This window comes from Paenibacillus sp. FSL R7-0198, from assembly GCF_038000415.1.
Lineage (GTDB): Bacteria > Bacillota > Bacilli > Paenibacillales > Paenibacillaceae > Paenibacillus.
In genome coordinates, this window is the sequence record NZ_JBBOCB010000001.1 from 3,023,533 (window position 1) to 3,041,490 (window position 17,958).

Annotated in this window: 16 protein-coding genes; 2 read left to right on the forward strand and 14 right to left on the reverse strand. The window is 48.7% G+C overall.

The annotated features are described in order from the left end of the window. Positions 1–35: 35 nt before the first annotated feature. The 5 genes from MKY87_RS13040 to MKY87_RS13060 form a co-directional block, all read right to left on the reverse strand. Complete coding sequence (locus MKY87_RS13040) at positions 36–1,256, reverse strand: FtsW/RodA/SpoVE family cell cycle protein (RefSeq protein WP_091036279.1); 1,221 nt, start codon at positions 1,254–1,256, stop codon at positions 36–38. Positions 1,257–1,341: 85 nt separating this feature from the next. Beyond that, positions 1,342–2,226, reverse strand: a complete 885-nt coding sequence (gene prmC / locus MKY87_RS13045) for a peptide chain release factor N(5)-glutamine methyltransferase (RefSeq protein WP_339790442.1) — start codon at positions 2,224–2,226, stop codon at positions 1,342–1,344. Positions 2,227–2,250: 24 nt separating this feature from the next. After that, positions 2,251–3,318: a peptide chain release factor 1 gene (gene prfA / locus MKY87_RS13050; protein WP_017691918.1), complete on the reverse strand. Its 1,068-nt coding sequence runs from the start codon at positions 3,316–3,318 to the stop codon at positions 2,251–2,253. A gap of 668 nt (positions 3,319–3,986) precedes the next feature. Continuing rightward, positions 3,987–5,087 carry a redox-regulated ATPase YchF gene (gene ychF, locus MKY87_RS13055; RefSeq protein WP_062836948.1) on the reverse strand — a complete coding sequence of 367 codons (1,101 nt, stop codon included), beginning with the start codon at positions 5,085–5,087 and terminating at the stop codon, positions 3,987–3,989. A 192-nt stretch (positions 5,088–5,279) separates the two neighbouring features. After that, complete coding sequence (locus tag MKY87_RS13060; RefSeq protein ID WP_289390517.1) at positions 5,280–5,750, reverse strand: GNAT family N-acetyltransferase; 471 nt, start codon at positions 5,748–5,750, stop codon at positions 5,280–5,282. A 214-nt stretch (positions 5,751–5,964) separates the two neighbouring features. On the opposite strand from MKY87_RS13060, the gene MKY87_RS13065 reads away from it, so the two are divergent. Both MKY87_RS13065 and MKY87_RS13070 read left to right on the forward strand, forming a co-directional pair. Continuing rightward, complete coding sequence (locus MKY87_RS13065; RefSeq protein ID WP_339788445.1) at positions 5,965–6,399, forward strand: hypothetical protein; 435 nt, start codon at positions 5,965–5,967, stop codon at positions 6,397–6,399. A 72-nt stretch (positions 6,400–6,471) separates the two neighbouring features. After that, complete coding sequence (locus MKY87_RS13070; RefSeq protein ID WP_340964757.1) at positions 6,472–6,924, forward strand: hypothetical protein; 453 nt, start codon at positions 6,472–6,474, stop codon at positions 6,922–6,924. A 149-nt stretch (positions 6,925–7,073) separates the two neighbouring features. Here the strand turns inward: MKY87_RS13070 and fni are convergent, their stop codons facing one another. The 9 genes from fni to MKY87_RS13115 all read right to left on the reverse strand — a co-directional run bounded on the left by fni (position 7,074) and on the right by MKY87_RS13115 (position 17,692). Next, on the reverse strand, positions 7,074–8,141 hold the full coding sequence (fni, locus tag MKY87_RS13075; protein ID WP_340964759.1) for a type 2 isopentenyl-diphosphate Delta-isomerase: 1,068 nt from the start codon (positions 8,139–8,141) through the stop codon (positions 7,074–7,076). A gap of 336 nt (positions 8,142–8,477) precedes the next feature. Then, on the reverse strand, positions 8,478–9,959 hold the full coding sequence (locus tag MKY87_RS13080; RefSeq protein WP_340964762.1) for a phytoene desaturase family protein: 1,482 nt from the start codon (positions 9,957–9,959) through the stop codon (positions 8,478–8,480). Further along, positions 9,956–11,104 carry a glycosyltransferase gene (locus MKY87_RS13085; protein ID WP_340964765.1) on the reverse strand — a complete coding sequence of 383 codons (1,149 nt, stop codon included), beginning with the start codon at positions 11,102–11,104 and terminating at the stop codon, positions 9,956–9,958. Before MKY87_RS13085 ends, MKY87_RS13080 begins: the two co-directional genes overlap by 4 nt. Before the next feature lies 1 nt (position 11,105). Next, complete coding sequence (locus MKY87_RS13090) at positions 11,106–11,867, reverse strand: lysophospholipid acyltransferase family protein (RefSeq protein ID WP_340964767.1); 762 nt, start codon at positions 11,865–11,867, stop codon at positions 11,106–11,108. Further along, positions 11,836–12,603: a carotenoid biosynthesis protein gene (locus tag MKY87_RS13095; RefSeq protein ID WP_339788437.1), complete on the reverse strand. Its 768-nt coding sequence runs from the start codon at positions 12,601–12,603 to the stop codon at positions 11,836–11,838. The genes MKY87_RS13090 and MKY87_RS13095 overlap by 32 nt, the downstream gene beginning before the upstream one ends. Beyond that, positions 12,603–13,475: a phytoene/squalene synthase family protein gene (locus tag MKY87_RS13100; RefSeq protein ID WP_340964770.1), complete on the reverse strand. Its 873-nt coding sequence runs from the start codon at positions 13,473–13,475 to the stop codon at positions 12,603–12,605. The genes MKY87_RS13095 and MKY87_RS13100 overlap by 1 nt, the downstream gene beginning before the upstream one ends. Next, complete coding sequence (locus MKY87_RS13105; protein WP_338588745.1) at positions 13,472–14,935, reverse strand: phytoene desaturase family protein; 1,464 nt, start codon at positions 14,933–14,935, stop codon at positions 13,472–13,474. The genes MKY87_RS13100 and MKY87_RS13105 overlap by 4 nt, the downstream gene beginning before the upstream one ends. After that, a complete protein-coding gene (locus MKY87_RS13110) occupies positions 14,932–16,482 on the reverse strand; it encodes a phytoene desaturase family protein (RefSeq protein WP_338588747.1) in 1,551 nt (516 codons plus the stop codon). Before MKY87_RS13110 ends, MKY87_RS13105 begins: the two co-directional genes overlap by 4 nt. Positions 16,483–16,747: 265 nt before the next feature. After that, the gene (locus MKY87_RS13115; protein WP_339788430.1) at positions 16,748–17,692 is read right to left on the reverse strand and encodes a MerR family transcriptional regulator; all 945 of its coding nucleotides are present in this window, start codon (positions 17,690–17,692) and stop codon (positions 16,748–16,750) included. Between the last annotated feature and the right edge of the window lie 266 nt (positions 17,693–17,958).

A 17,958-nucleotide genomic window follows, 5' to 3' on the forward strand; every position in this document is an offset into this window, starting at 1 on the left:
AAATCTAACGTGTTTCACGGTTTGATTCGAGAACGTTATTGCTCCTGCTGGGATGGCTTGCGTCTTAGCAATTTCATCACCAAATCGGTAATACTTGGTTGTTCCGCAGAGCCAAGAATATCCTCGTTCTCTTCCGTGTGGACCTTAATACTCATCACAAGACCCATGCTGATCATGTTGATCATAATGGAGGTACCACCTGAACTAATAAACGGTAGGGTAATCCCTGTCAATGGCATCAGACCAATGAACGGACCAATATTGACAAAGATCTGGTAGAGCAGCATCGCTATAATACCTACAATTAGATATGGCCCCGCGCGATCCTTACACTCCAGTGCAATCAGCACAAGCCTGTGAATCAGGATAAAATACAGTAGAAGCAATACCGAGGCACCGATAAAGCCAAATTCTTCACCGATCTGTACAAAAATGGAGTCAGCATAGGCCAGCGGCACCCGATTTGACTGAATCGTCGTGCCTTCCATATACCCTTTGCCTGTAATCCCGCCAGAACCAATCGCAAGTTTTGCATTATACGTCTGCCAGAGCACATCTCTTGAGGTCAGCTCTGGTACAAGCCAAGGGTCAAAACGATCCGCCCAGTGCGAACGTCCAATGTCATTCAGGAATTTAACAATCTCATCATGATAATGAATATATGCCTGTGTACCGCCGATAAAGGTAGCCACAGCAATAATAAAGCCAATGAGGGCATGCGTAAATTTAATGTTGCCGATCCATAATAGGCCCACAAGAATGACAACATAACTCAACGCATTTCCCAAGTCATTTTGAAGCAATACAAGTAGTAATGGCGGCAGAACACAGAGTGAGATCGGAATAACATCACGTCCAAAATAGAGCGGACGATTCTTCTTTCGGGCCAAAAAGGCCGATAAAAACACAATCAGGCATAACTTGAACAACTCAGCAGGCTGCAAACTGACCCCGAAGATGGACAGCCAGCCTTTTGCCCCGTAGTACTCTTTACCAAAGAACATTACGAAAATGAGCAGCAGCATACCCACGCCATAGATATATAAATAATTTTTGATTATGAATTTATAGTTGATCATCGACATCCCAAAAAAGACTACGAATCCCAAAATATAAAAGATCACTGCACTTTTCGGGAGTCCCTCCAGCTTTGGACGACCAAACGTTGTACTGTAAATCGACAAAATACTGATAACCATTAGAATAACCAGTATAAACACAATAGAATAGTCTATCTTTTTAAATTTGTGCAGCATGTAATTATGTTCCCCCAAGCATTCAGAAATCTTCGGTATATCTCATTGTAGAGGATTTCACGGCAAAAAGAAAACCCGCGGAACCTTACATTTTCGTCACCTGTTCCGAAGTACGAACACCCAGGACATGCCGCTCGATTCCGGCAAGGTCCGGTACAATGATTATTTCCGGCCAATGTCCCGCCGATTCAAGCAAAGCTGCGATGTCGCGAGCTTGCCCCTGGCCCAGCTCAAAACCAATGATCTGTGGCGGCGCAGACAGCAGCGCCAGTTGCTCCAGCATGATACGGTACGGTGCAAGCCCGTCCGGACCGCCGTCCAGTGCCATACGCGGCTCATGATCGCGCACTTCTTTCTGTAACCCGGCGATGTCTGCCGCTGGGATATATGGCGGGTTGGACACCAGGATGTCCACCCGAGCCCCGGCGAACGGGGCCAGCAGATCGCCTTCACGGAAGTCGATCTGTACCCCGTTCGCGGCCGCGTTCCGCGCGGCCACTTGCAGGGCAGCCGCCGAGAGATCCCCGGCGCCGACCTGCCAGCGCGGGCGCAGTGAAGCCATCGTCACCGCGATGGCACCACTGCCCGTGCCAATATCGACGGCGAGCGGAGCGCCGTCAGGAAACACACGGTCGGCTTCGCGCAGCACAGCCTCGACCAACAGCTCGGTCTCCGGCCGCGGAATCAGCACGGCCGGCGTGACCTCGAACGGCAGCCCATAGAATTCCTGGCTGCCGATAATGTATTGCGCTGGCTCACCCGCAGCCTTGCGCGTGACAGCGTCCTCCCAGCGGCTGCGATGCTCGCTGGGAAAAGGCTCCGGCTGCATCATGTAATACGCGGCGCCATAGACGCCGAGTACATGTTCCAGCAGCAGCCGGGCATTGTTTTGCGGCTCGTACACGCCGCACTTCTCCAAAAAAGAGGAAGCCTCAACGAAGGCTTCCCGACAGCTCTGTTCCGGCGTCATGACAAACTGCGCGCGGGTCACAGATTATTCTCCTCTATCCATCAACTCGGTCTGCTGAGCAATCGTCAGTGCAGACAAGATATCTTCAATCTCCCCGTTCATGATCTGATCCAGCTTGTGCATCGTCAGACCGATACGGTGATCCGTCACACGGCTTTGCGGGAAATTGTACGTACGAATCCGCTCACTGCGGTCGCCCGTTCCCACTTTACTTTTCCGCTCAACGGAGATCTTCGCTTCCTCTTCCATACGTTTCATATCGAAGATACGTGTACGCAGAACCTGCAACGCTTTTTCCTTGTTGGAGTTCTGTGATTTTCCATCCTGACATGTCGCCACGATTCCCGTTGGAACGTGTGTTACCCGTACTGCGGATTTCGTGGTATTAACCGATTGTCCACCGGCACCACTGGAACAGAAGGTATCAACACGGATATCTTTGTCATGAATTTCAATATCAAAATCTTCGGCTTCAGGCATAACCGCAACCGTTGAAGTTGACGTATGAATACGTCCGCCAGACTCGGTTGTTGGAATACGCTGCACACGGTGTGCGCCGCTTTCGTATTTCATTTTGCTGTATGCGCCGCGTCCGTTAATCAGGAAAACAACCTCTTTGAATCCACCGAGATCATTTGTGTTAACGTCCATCAGCTCTACACGCCAGCCTTGTGCATCTGCATAACGTGTGTACATCCGATACAGATCTGCTGCAAACAACGCCGCTTCATCTCCACCAGCTGCTCCGCGAATCTCAACAATAACGTTTTTGTCGTCATTCGGATCTTTTGGCAACATGAGTACACGAATCAATTCGTCCAGTTCCTTCTGGCGAGTGCTCAGTTCGTCAATTTCCATTTTGACCATTTCACGCATCTCATCATCCAGTTTCTCACCCTGCATTTCCTTTGCAGCTTCGAGATCCTGACTTACCTGTTTGTATTCATTGTACGCTTCATAAGTCGGTTGCAGATCGGATTGTTCCTTGGAGTATTCCCGCAACTTTTTGTTGTCACTTGCCACATCCGGGTCACACAAAAGCTCGCTCAACTTGTCATAACGGTCGGCTAACGCCTGTAATTTATCCAACATGTATAGTCACCTCACGCATTATTTTGTCCAAGCACATCACATTTTCAATAATTATTTCAATTCAAAATTAATTACATCTATAATCTATATTCCACAACGCACAGGATTCTCACGAATCCCCTGACCGCAGCATGTATTCACATTCATGTATGATCGACGTATAACATCGCTACAACGTCATCAAATCCTTTACTTTTAAAGTGATATCAAGAAATCGTGTACCCTGTATGAAACCCGCTTCAGTTCATCTGTTCAAGCGCGAATTTTAACGTGGTATACGACTCTTAATTATAGCATATTCTTATGGTTCTGAATAGTAACTGTTCCGCAGGCGGATGAACTAATTTTTGTGCTGCAAAACACAAAATGAAATTGTTGTTCGATGTTGTTCCGAAATGTAAAATAAACAAAAGCCACGATGCGCTAACATCGTGACTTCTCTAACAAAGGCCGGTGGGCGACCACGGCGAATTTCAATCAAATGAATGAAGAACCACCGGATTGCAAGGAGACCAACCTAATCCCGGTGGTTTTTTTGTTCCGCGCTACTTTCCACGCACTGCATAAGGCTATTAGCCCCATTGCAAAACTCTAAGTCAAAGACCCCACGAACTTCACGAGAAGGTCGCAGGGTCATGTTATTGAATCTACATATAAAGGTGTAACAACTATACGTTGAAACGGAAGTGCATAACGTCGCCGTCATTTACAACGTACTCTTTACCTTCAAGACGAAGTTGTCCGCGCTCTTTGGCACCGTTCATGGAACCCGCTGCAACCAGATCGTCGTAGGAAACAACCTCTGCACGGATGAATCCACGTTCGAAGTCGGTGTGAATGACACCCGCTGCGCCTGGTGCTTTCGTTCCTTTACGGATCGTCCATGCACGAACTTCCTGTACACCTGCTGTGAAGTATGTGTACAGACCGAGCAATTTGTAAGCTGCTTTGATCAACAGGTTCAGACCGGAATCCTCGATACCGAGTTCTTCCAGGAACATTTGTTTATCTTCGCCTTCCAGCTCAGAAATCTCTTCCTCAACCTTCGCACTGATTGGCACCACTTCTGCATTTTCAGCAGCTGCGAATTCCCTTACTTTTTGCACATAAGCATTGTTTGCCACATCACCGATTTCGTCCTCAGCTACATTGGCTGCGTACAGAACTGGCTTCAGGGTAAGCAAGTGCAGATCACGTATGATCAGAAGCTCATCATCGGTAAGTTCCATGCTGCGTGCCGGCTTGTCATCGTACAGAACAGCCTTCACTCTCTCCAATACTTCTACTTCTTGAGAGGCAGTCTTGTTGCCGCCCTTCATGTTTTTCTTGGAGCGATCGATTTTCTTCTCAACACTCTCGATATCGGCCAGGATCAGCTCCAGATTGATCGTCTGGATGTCGCTTACCGGGTCAATTTTACCATCGACGTGTGTAATGTTCTCATCTACAAAGCAACGTACCACGTGTACAATCGCGTCTACTTCACGGATGTGGGCAAGGAACTTGTTACCAAGACCTTCGCCTTTGCTCGCACCACGAACAAGACCAGCGATATCTACAAACTCAAACGCCGTTGGTACTGTTTTCTTAGGTACAACGAGTTCTGTCAGTTTGTCCAAACGCTCATCGGGTACTTCAACGATCCCCACGTTAGGGTCAATCGTACAGAACGGATAGTTTGCCGATTCGGCACCTGCTTGTGTAATTGCGTTAAACAACGTAGATTTTCCGACGTTCGGAAGCCCTACAATTCCTGCTTTCAAAGCCATGTATATGACAACTCCTCATTGATTACTTGTTCGGTATGAATAATCCTATACATTATATATGACAAACCTCAAGGCATCAAGGAACTTCGCCAATTCGACCAGAGTCCCATCCGCTTCCCGAAATCCCCAGTTAATGCAGTTAATTCGTTTTGCGCAGATCTTAAGTTTTGCCTAGAATATCCGCTATTAGGTTTACCCTTTGATTTCCTTATACATCGTCAGATCCGTTACCTCATATCCCATCTTGCGATACAGGCTGCTCGCCCGCACATTATGTCCAAAGACATGCAAACCAATGCGATCCACGCCAAGACTCAAGGCCGTCTGTTCAAGCGCCTGCATCGTCTCTGTTCCGTATCCCTTACCACGGTGTGCTTCTTCAACCACAATATCCAGCAAAAAAGCATCTTTTCCACGGCGATTATCCGTGATATTAAACCAGATATACCCCACGTTGCCGTCCACAGGGTGCACCAGATTGTAGAGATACGCTCCAGGTGTGTTCAAGCCTTCTGGCAGATAACGTTCATAAGATTCCTCCGCCAGTTGCTGTGCCTCTTCCTCAGCCCAGGTGCCCGCTTCTACTTTTTCCTGTGCAAAATCCTTAATCGATCGAATGCGAAAACTCGCATAATCTTCCTGATTCATTGGAGAAAGTTTCAACTTTTTCCCCTCCTTATTTCGAGTGATCTTGATTATGTATGAGTTCTGTGCAGTCCTTTTTGCACTACTAGTATCTTATTGTATCCTGTTCTTCCGCTTAGCGCATGAAGAATTCTGACGATTCGGATTTCAGTTTTCATATTTATCCATTTTAATTATAACTTTTGATCTCTTCCCATCGTTTATACCTCATGAAGGAAAGGAGTGGATCATTTTGTACACACGTCGCCGATTCTCAAAAAAGAAAATTATTATCTTGTCCGCCATCGTACTCGTCATAGGCATCATCGCCTTTAAGAGCTTGCTGAATGCAGTCGATCCCTTTCGCCATTTAAGGATCACGATCCACAACCAGTCCGACTATGATCTCACCAATATTCAGGCTAGCCTAGTCCAAGGCGACAACTCATCTAACAACAACGAGAGTGGCTCCACCTACGTATTTGATAAGGATATTCCCAGCGGAACAAACGTGAAATTCGCCCCACGGCTGAAACTTTCAGGCGAGGGCGCCATCTCCTTGACGTTTACGGACAGCCGCGGCAAAACCTATAACAAAATGGTTTGCGGTTATACGGAATACTTGTCAGGCAATTCCTACGTTACTGTAACCAATGAGAATGTCACCGTGAAAGAGGAATGTATGTAATAATTTGGAATTATAATTATCTAAGTAATTGGAATATAATTACATACGACTATCATAGAGGAGGGAATCAAATTGAACTTCAACGTAATTTTAGGTGCAGGGTTAGCTCTGTCCATATTACTTTCTGCACATCCAGCTAGTACTGATGAATTAGAGGATAGAGTGAAAGATGCTTTTACTAACCCTCCAATCACTGTGGAGAACACTGAGGATCCGATTATTAATCCAATGGATGTACAGCTTATCAGACCATTCAATTACAGCAGTTACAATGCATACGAAAACTCCTTCACATTGGATCCTGACAATGGAGAAGATGCCGATGTTTGGATTCAGAACAATAGTACGGATACTATTTATGCCAAACTTACTGTGGGCAATCTTTCCCCAATTGATATTCCAATCAAAAAAGGGACTCAAAAAACAACAAGAATAGGTGTCATAGGCACAACAAATGTCAAAGTTTATATCTATAGTTCAACAGGTCATAAAATGGATATGAATATAAGTGCCCGACAATTTTAATATAATAAATAGTGTAGAGGCTATTTCTTAATGAAGTAGCCTCTACACTATTTTTGTTCCAATTTAATATAGGATGCAATCTCAGTAGACTGAAATATACTTAAAATAACTCCAATGAAGTTTATATCATCTTCATTTTGACCCCACGCCTAACGCCGTTCCACCAGCCGCTCCGTCTGTTTCAAATCCTCAATCCGCCCTGCGCCAATGCCAAACATCACGGTACGCAACTCAAACTCAACCTGTTCGAGCCGCTCATTCAGCGCATCATCCGAAGCGACTGCGGATTCGAGTAGAGATCGGCCAAAACCAGCCAGGTCCGCACCGAGCGCGAGGGCTTTGGCCGCATCCACGCCAGTGTGCAGTCCACCACTGCCGATCAGGGCACCGGTAGGGTTCAGCGCCCGCACTTCCTGAATACACTCCGCTGTCGGAATGCCCCAGTCGGCAAAAGCTTCAGCAGCTGCCTGGCGTACCGGGTTATTGTTGCGGTACTTCTCCACCTGTACCCAGCTTGTGCCACCAGCACCAGCCACATCGATGAACGACACACCCGCTTCATACAAGGATTTCGCTGTAACACCATCGATGCCAAAACCTACTTCTTTTACGCCAACAGGCACGTCTAGCTCACGACACAAGTTCTCAATCCGTTGAAATAATCCGCTGAAGTTAGTATTACCTTCCGGCTGGAAAACTTCCTGCAACGTGTTCAGGTGAAGCACGAGCATGTCCGCACCCGCAATATCTACGGCGCGCTGGAAATCAGCCGTGGTAAAGCCATAGTTCAGCTGCACTGCGCCCAGGTTGGCAATGACCGGGATGTCCGGTGCCCAACGGCGGACATCGAAGGTACTCGCCAGTTCCGGCTGTTCTACGGCAGCCCGGATCGAACCTACGCCGAGCGCCCAGCCTCTGGCGTTTGCTACTCGGGCGAGGCGCTCATTGATGGCGCCCGTTGTTTTGCTTCCACCCGTCATCGAACTGATGAGCAAGGGTGTACGTACTTTTTTGCCAATAAACGAAGTTTCCAGATGCACCTCTTCAAAATCCAGTTCCGGCAGTGGGTGATGGCGAAACGCAAACCGCTCCATACCGCTGGTTACTCCTTCTCCTGCCACATTCTCCTCAAGACAGAGGCGCACGTGCTCTAGCTTCCGTTCTCCCGTAGCCACTTCGGGAAGCAGCCGTTCGCCGGCTCGCTCTTGTTCATTCATGATGAGACCTCCTATGTGAGAATCGTGCGGATCGACAGGATAACCTGCCTGTTCCTAGCTTCTATGTATATACGTCTTTTGCAAAAGACAAAAACATTAATCCTATAAGCATTGCAGCTCAGCAGCTCAACTCTATCCAGTATAACGTTCCAAACCATCTATTGAAAGGATGCCCCGACACCAAATGTCTCACTTAAATCTCGGAGCACCACTATTTTATACCTACGCAAAAGCACGGATCATCTGTCGCATCTTCAAAGCTCTGGTTAGCGCGGACGACGCACATAGGTGTGGATCAACAGAATGCACTTCCACTCCATCATCCGAACAACGAACTTATCTCAAAATTTCAGATGCTAACTGCTCACCAACAAGCTGCCCGGATAACGTTACAATCGGGGTTCCGCCGCCTGGATGTGTTGTGCCGCCAACGTACCAGAGTCCTTGGACATCTTTGCTTCGATTGCCTGGTCGCATAAAGGTCTGCTTCACGGAGTTGGACGAGATGCCGTAGATCGACCCTTGATGCGCCAACGTATCCCGTTCGATATCTCGCGGCGTGTATCGGATCAGCACATCCGATTGGTTCAACCCGGTAATTCCTCGTGCCGCCAATCGTTCCAGTACAAATGCACCGTAACGTTCCGTCTCTTGCTCCCAATTCCATGAAACTGACAAGTAGGGGGCATTAACCAGAATGAACAGGTTACTGGCTCCCGCCGGGGCCATACCTGCTTCCGAATAACCGGAATAACAGATGTAGATCGTGGGATCTTCGGGCATTTTACGGTCACGGAAAATATGGTCGAACTCCGGTTCATACCGCTCCGGAAAAAAGACTGTATGGTGTAACAACGCATCATATTGCCTTCGCACACCTGCCAGCGTCACAAATCCCGAAATGGATGGCTCATACTTCCGTATGCGAGCATCGCTCATCTCTTTCCGATGTTCCGGTGCGAGCAGCAGTCGATTCACGCTAAGCACATCGCCATTGGCAACCACCTGATCGGCTTCACGGAAGCCTTGATCCGTATCCACGCCAGCCACTTTGCCATTCCGAACAACAATCTGCCGGACCTCTATACCGGTAATGATTTGTACGCCTTTTTCCTGTGCCAGACAAGTCATTCCTTCGATCAGTTGATAGGTTCCTCCTTTGACTCCGTAGATGCCCACTTCTGCTTCCACATGACCCATCATTGCAAAGATGGAGGGCGATTGATACGGCGATGATCCCACATAGGTCGCGTACCGTCCGAACATAGCCAGCGTATGTGGATGCTGGAAATACGAACGCAGTAACTTATCCAGCTTCACCGTTGGCCGCACGCGGAGCAGGCTGCGCAGCATTTGGAGATTGTATTTGTCAGAAGGAGACAGCAGCAACTTACCTAGAAAATGACGATTGGCTTCCGCATACAGTGCAGCAGACTCATCCATAAATGCATCATAACGAGCCGCATCCTCCGGACTGTACGCCGCGATCTGCTCCTTCATCCACCCACGATTGCCTGACAAATCTACCACTGTGCCATCTGCGAATATATTACGTGTGCGCGGCTCTAACTCATATAACTGTACGTAATCTTCCATTACTACACCCGCATGGTCGAAGACTGAACGAAAGGTGGATGGCATCGTGATCGTGCTCGGTCCCCGGTCAAAATGATACCCGTCCCGCTCAATCTGCTGCAGCTTGCCACCTACGTGTTCCTGCCGTTCCAGAATGGTTACCTGCACACCTTGTGAAGCCAGTCGTATCGCACACGACAGACCTCCAAATCCTGCTCCGATAATAATGACGTTACCTCTCAACTGTACCGCCTACCTTTCCATACATACCCCTTGCCGGAGCGGCCTGCCTGCCAGGAAGCAAGTCCGATGGCAATGACACAGGCCATGCTGACCGGTTGCAGAAGGGCGAGCCACCGGGGTTGTCCGCCAGCATGATCCGCTACTCTTTTCACAGCCATACCAAGTAATGTTCCTATCAATCCATACAGAATGGACACCGAACTACCCATCATAATTCCAATAATCAAGCCTAGCGGGGGCACAATATACATCAGTGTATACATGAACATCGTGCCAAGCAGCAGTACGTCTTTGCGTCCCATACCTTCGTACATGTTTTTCTTATATCCGTTCCATACTTCTGCCCCGTTCTGATACATGCGGGTATTTGTTACGTCATGCACATCGGTCAGCATCACCGGATGGCCTGCACGCTTGACTGCTTTGGCGAGACTCATGTCATCCACCAGATGTGCCTGAATGGCAGCATGACCACCGGATGCTTCGTAACTGGAACGATGAATCAGCAAAAAAGCCCCCGTAGCGGCCACAAACATCGGACTGGATGATCTGCGTATCATAAAAATGGGCAGATGACTGATGATGGTGAAGACCATCATGGGCACAACAAGCTTTTCCATCCATGTCTTTGTTACCTGATAAGGAAAACCGGTTACCAGCCCCCCGCTCTGCTCACACCCTGCTGCAAGAGTCTGCCGAATGGCACTTGGCTCCAGACGCACATCCGCATCCACGAACATATACCATTCTCCCTTGGCCTCCTGAACCAGCCTGTGACACGCATGGGATTTCCCCATCCAGCCCTCGGGAAGATCGACACCATGCAGCAAACGCACACGCGTATCGCGATCCGCAATCGCCTGTACCATGGCCGCTGTCTCATCTTCGGAGCGATCATCCAGCACCAGCACTTCCATCCGGAATCCCAATGTCTCGCTCGCTAGTACACTTTCAAGACATCCTTCGATATGTAGTCTTTCATTTCTGGCCGGAATCAGTACCGAGACCAGCAGGTCTGGTGGTTGTATCTTATCTGCCCGGAATGAACGTACTTTGGGCAGACAGGAGACGTTCCATAGAGCGAACAGCAACTGTATGCCCAATATGCATGTAAGCACAATCCAGAAGATTTCAGATGCATTCATGCTAACGGTTCACCCGCTTTCGTGCCGCATCGTATTTTTCACTTGTCGAACGTACATGACGAATCAGTGGAAGCGCATCTGGCAAACTTCCCTGCCCCATCCGTACAAGTGCTGATCTATGATCGTCTAACTGCTGTTCCAACACATGGCCGAGTCTGGCGGCAATCTCTTCACTCTTCAACGCCTTCCAGTCTTCTAGCACAGGCGGGCCTGCCTGCATCGATATTTCCGGTAGATCATGCTGGACCATTCCATGGCACAAGGTTACCGGTACGGCGATGGCATTCGGGGAGCGACGAAGCAGCAATCCGATGCCTGGACGGAACCGAATCGGTCTGGCCTCCTGATGCAGAATTTCTCCTTGTGGAAAAATCCAGACCCTTTTGCCCGAATCCAATAGTTCACTGGTGTACTGTAGAGAGGTCCGAATACCGGACGCACTCTCCTTATTGATCGAATACGCACCCAATTTACGAAAAAAAGCATATTGCTGAAGCTGTTGCTCCTCCATCATCACATAATGATCTCCCCGCGATGTCTGTCTGGCCGCATGATAGAGCAGCAGACCATCCCACCAGGAACTGTGGTTCATGAAATAGATCACCGGACGAGTCGGTTCAATCGGGGAGTTGTCCCTGATGTCCACCTGCGGGTCCAGTGACCCTGTGAGCGTGAAGGAGCGGAAGCGCCGACGTAGCAGATAATAGTGATTGTATAAGGCAAAAATATAATTAAACGGTTTTGATTTTACGGCGCGAATCATAGAGCCAGCTCCCTTCGGCAAGAAGCACACCAGCAATGGCGATGATAAAGCTGCCTGTAATCCCTTCCTTTAGAGCAAGCAGGCCGAACAGAAGAATAAACAGCTGATACAGCCATTTTGCACGCAGCAATGAGCTACGGTCATTAGGCATGGCCGGAAGGAAGAGGGATAGGAATGCACCCATGATAAACCAGCTTATGTAATTGGTCCACGGAACACCGTAGAATCCACCTGGGGCTTGCCACTCCCAGAATCCTCTTGCATGCGCAACAGGGTCGAGTACAAGATCAAGAACAATCGCCCAGAACCCGGTCTTCACTGCTCGAAGCAGTTTGCCAGTCCATGTTGAACCACCACCACTTAACAGCGCCGAGTTACCAACCACTGCGATCCAGGCAAAACCCAGCGTAACTGGCACACTGAACATATGAATCCCAAAGAAGTCTGAGTAAGCATACTCACCAAAAGGCCAGTGCGTATGCACTCCTATCCACTCTACGCCCATACCTCCAAGCCAGATGATCACAGAGGATATCCAGAGTCCGGGTTTCAGCCAGATGACTGACTGGTCGGACAGACCTGTCCGATTACGCCCTTGGTAGATCAGATCCAGCACATACAATGCATAGAAGATTAGAAATAAACCATTTGAAAAAGACAATACGTCAGGCACACCGATCGTTAGCATCAAGGTTGCTCCAATGACATACCACGCCCAGTAAAGCCACTGGATCATCAGGATACCGCCGTTCGGGAGGCTTGATAGGCCAGCATCGGGTAACGTTTCACAATCGCACCCAGCATCTCCAGTTTCAATTCATCGCTAACATATGCCCGTTTGGTATATACGTCATAGTCGTTGCGTTCAACCGCGTGTAGAATGGTGGAGTAAAAGGCTGCTGCCAGCTCGATGGAAAACGCACTTTCCGTTGGGTACGTATCCAGACGATCCATGCCAATACGGAACCAGTTCAATGCTGCAGCTTTTAATTCATGAACAATGGCAATAAACCGTTCGTCCACGACCCCGTCTTCAAAGTCCTGCTCGGTGTAACCATGCTTCTCCATGATCTCCAGCGGAACATACCGGCGTACTCTGGCCCGATCTTCACCAACATCTCGAATAATATTAACGATCTGCATCCCTTTACCCAAAGCAATCCCGTTCATGGCTACTTCCGCGCCGTTATCATCCCGCAATACAGGCAACAACATCTCACCTACGGTTCCGGCTACCAGATAACAATAATGCTCCAGTTCCTGCATCGTTGCATAATGCGTTACTTTAAGATCTGTGAGCTGCCCTTCCATCTGACGGAAAAATGGCCCCTTATCGAGATGAGGAAAAATGCTGAACAACCATCTCAGTGCTGGCCAGATAAAGTGTCCTTCCGCGTCGTCTAGCCGATCAAACAAGTCATGGATCTCGTGAATCGTATAAGGCGAATGTTCCGGCTCGTCTACACTGTCATCAATCATGCGGCAGAAGGCATAAATGACATATACCGCTTCCCGACGTGGACTAGGCAGCCCTCTAAAAGCCTGATAAAAAGAGGAAGAACCCTTTTGCATCAACTCTTCACACCTGCTCAAAATCGCTTCATTCATGTTCCCATCTCCTTCATGAGTTGATTGACGGCCATCCGTGCACTCTGCATTACAATCGGCACTCCGCCACCTGGATGTACAGATGCTCCTGCGGCATATAATCCCTTTATATTAGGGAATGGTTTGGGTTGCGGTCGGTATACACCGGACTGGAACAATACAGGTGCTATACCAAAGCTGCCGCCCCCATAGAGCCCGTCTCGCTCTGCGTCAGCGGGTGTACGTACCTTTTTCCACTTGATCGCTGCACGAAGTCCCGGGAATCCTCGTTGCTCCGCTTCTTCCAGTACACGTTCTGCCAATGCTTCACTCTCCTGATCCCAGTCGACACCTTCAGCATCTGGTACGGGAATGAGGAAATACAATACACTCTGTCCTTGAGGTGCTGCAGTTTCATCCAATGCGACCGGATTAAATACGTAAAATGAGGACTTTGCCGGAATGCGTCGCTGATTGAAGACTTCCTGTAAACTACCTTCTAGACTCGGTGGCAAGAAGAACTGATGCGTCGTTGCATCTTCCCAGGTTTTGTCCACGCCCACATAGAGCAATACACATCCGGAAGAGGGACGATACGGTTTTCTTTTACGTGCTACCTCTGGTGATTGTCCAAGCAAACCTGATAGATGGGGGAAATCACCATTGTAGATAACTGCATCCACATTTTCTGCGCCTGCTGCCGTTTCTATACCTTCACATACACCATTTTTAATCGTGAGCCCGGTAACTTCCGCATTCAGCACGACACGCCCACCACGTGATATCAGTTCCTGTTCCAGAATAGCCGGCAATGCTGCATATCCACCTTTGACCATCCAGATACCATATTCATGCTCTGCGTAAGGCAAAAGGGAATAGATGCCAGGGGTCCCGAACGGTGATCCACCGATATACAGACTTTGCAGTGAGTATGCATCGAGCAATTCCTCGTGCTGAAAATAATCGCCTACCGCTTTCCGGACACTTTTGTGTGCGCGCAATCTGCCCATGAGTGACATGAGAGATGGTGTGAAGAAATCCCTTTTGCGCGGAAAAGCCCTTTCCAGGAACGCTGCCCGGCCTGCCGGAAACAACGTGTCCATATCTTTCATGAATCGTGTGAATCCCCGGCTCTCTCCCGGGAACAAACGCTCAATCTCCGCCGTCTGCTCTTCACGTGACGTCATCTTGGTCATGACACGACCACTGTGGTAATGCACTCTGTATAACGGATCACAGCGAAGTAACTCAATCTTCGAACGATCTACGCCTGCTTCCTCAAGTATGCCAAGTAACATCTCTGGCAGCAGCACGATGGTTGGCCCCTGATCGATCCGGTACTCACCTTCCTGCTCATAGCCAATGCGTCCGCCAACGCGGGAACCCCGTTCATACACGGTGACATCCCATCCCTGACGGTTCAATAACAATGCAGAAGTAAGTCCACCAATCCCTGCCCCTACAATAGCGGCCCGCTTCATGAATGCCCTCCGGCTTCTGCCGTCTTCACGTACGAGGATGGTTTGGAGCTTCTGCGCGCGTCCTCTTCCTGAATCAGTCTGACACTGATTCGTGCCGACTCAAAGATCGTTGGCAACCCGCTGCCCGGATGTGTTCCGCCGCCTACCAGCCATACACTTTTCAACTCTTCAAACTGGTTATGGGGACGCAGATACATCATCTGACCCAAATTATGAGCCATATTAAACGTTGCTCCGCGATACACATCCAGTTCATTTTCCCAATCGAGTGGAGTGAACAGCATACATTCTTCAATGCGGCTGCGAATGTCTGCCAGCTCAGGAATGCCCTCCATGCGTTTCATCATGGCCTCCTGCACATTCTCACGTTCTGCTTCCCAATCGATGTCTGCGGTAAGGTTAGGCGTAGGCATGAGAACATATAAAGCGGATTTCCCTTCTGGTGCCAGCGTCGAATCGAGTCTGGAAGGGTTATGAATATATAGAGATGGATCGGCTGACAACATTTTGTGCTTTGTAATCTCATCAACGTTCAACCGGTAGTCCTCTGGAAAATAGATCGAGTGATGCGGAAGGTCCACATCACCATCCACACCCAGATACAGCATTGCTGTAGAGCAGGAATACTTTTTGCGTTTCATTTTCTCCGGGGTATATTTCTTAAGTACGCCCGGTTCGAACAGATGGTTCACCGCATGTGCAAAGTCGGCGTTCACCACCACATGGTCCGCTTCGATGCGTTCACCGTTCTCGAGCAACACACCTTCAGCCCGACCATTGCGAACAATGACCTGTTTTACCGGAGTAGAAGTATGTATGCGTCCTCCGTATTCTTCCACGACATCAGCCATGGCTTGGAAGATCCGATTCACACCGCCAATGGGGTGGAACAATCCGTAGTGGTGCTCAATGAACGATAGTATGGTAAAGGTTCCCGGACAATCCCAGGCAGACATGCCAAGGTATTTGGATTGGAATGTAAATGCCCAGCGTAGACGCTCATCTGTAAAATAGCGGGACAAGATTCCGTAGACCGTATTATGGACATCAAGCTTGGGTAGAGCTGTTACCGCATCTTTGCGCAAATAGTCAGTCAGCTTGCCAAAAGGACGGCGGAGCAAAGGCATGACTTTGCCAAATTTCACTTCTTCTTCTTGCATGAACCGAAGGTAATTGTCCTCATTGCCCGGAAACAATTCCTTAATCTGTGCAGCTGTATCTTCCCGATTACGAGAAGGCGTGAACACCTTATCACCAAAGTTCAGTGCGTACAGTGGGGTTAGCTCTTTCATATGCACATAATCGGATAACTTGCGTCCCACCACGTCGAACATCTCTTCAATCAGCTGTGGCATCATCAGAAATGTAGCACCCCGGTCGAATCGATATTCACCCAGTTCCAATCTGGCAGAACGCCCCCCGATGACTGGCTGTTTCTCATACACATCTACCTCGTACCCCTGACCGGACAATAACATTGCTGCTGCAAGTCCACCTGGACCTGCGCCAATGACAGCTGCACGTTTGCGTTGTTGATTCGGTATCATGCCACTCACCTTTCTATGTAGGGAATTCCTATAGTTCTCTAGCCCCTAACCTATTATTAAACCGCCCAAGAACACTTTAAGCGGTAACTAGCAAAAACATTATACAAATATAATACAAATATTATACGGCCTTGTAAACCAAAAAATGACCCACTGGTCAAAATACGTGGATACTCCATTTATCAATGCAAAAAAACATCCCTTGATCACTTCGTCAAAGGATGTCCTGTATTCACTAACCTATTCATATCATTTGAGATTATGTTTAATTATTGGCCTGTCCGAACCTTGTACCGGGTGATCGCTCGGAGAGATACTCACGCTCCATCCACGATTGCCAGTCCGCAGAACTCTCCGGCATAATCCATTGCGGATAACGCGCATGCTCTGCACGCTCATAGCCTTTACCTCCCAGTACAAAGCGAATATGCGGGAACTCGTTCATGATCCGCTCGACGAGCTGATCACATTTTTCAAGAAGTCCTGGACTTGTGATCGACAGGCAGACCAACTTGATCTTTTGCTCCCGGATAATCGGGAAGATGCCTTCCTCTGGCGTGTTGGCACCGAGATATAGTACTTCCGCTCCATTTTTACGCATAAAGAGAGAGAACAGCAGCAACCCGACCTGATGATGCTCCCCTTCCGGACACAACGCCAGAACTTTGGGCAGATGCGGATAGATCGGGAACAGATGGAAAAACTGATAAAACCGCTGTGATATCAGCTGTGTCATGAAGTGTTCCTGAGCCACCGAAGCCCTGCCTTGCTCCCATGCATCTCCAACCCGAACCAGAATGGGCACCAACACATGATAGAACATCGAGTCATACCCATACATGGTGAAACCAAAATCAATCAAACCATTGGCACGTTCACCCTGAAAGTTGTAGAGCGAGTCATAGATCTGATCTGCCATGCGTGCGTAGGCTTCTTCCATCGTAGGCACCGGAGCCATGATCGGCGTGGGCACAGCCTCGGGCGGATTTAATTTGTTTACTTTCAACATCCGTACCGCTTCCGAAATATTGGTCTGATGCAGCTCAACTTGTTCTTTCAACCAGCGCAGATCCGCAACATTCTCTTCGGTATACATTCGATAACCCGATTCCGTCCGCTCAGGGGTGACCGCACTATACCGATTCTCCCAAGCCCGGAGAGTTACCGTCGGGATACCGAGCATGGCAGCGACTTGTTTGATGGAATACACCTTATTACCCACTTTCTTTCCTAAATGTCCAGATTTCAAAGGTTATATCATTGGTTCCCCGTCCTTGTCAGGCATATGAAAACCCTAACATTCTACAAAAATAATACACTCATTATACACAACGCTCAGACACCTGTCGATTGCATCCTGCCAATTTTGCCATATGCATTTTACCGCTACATTCGTTATGCTAGCGGGTTCTCCTGCGTCAACGTTATCATCCGTGTGGTAATAGAAGTCAGCAAGTACAGAAGGGGGAGTCCACC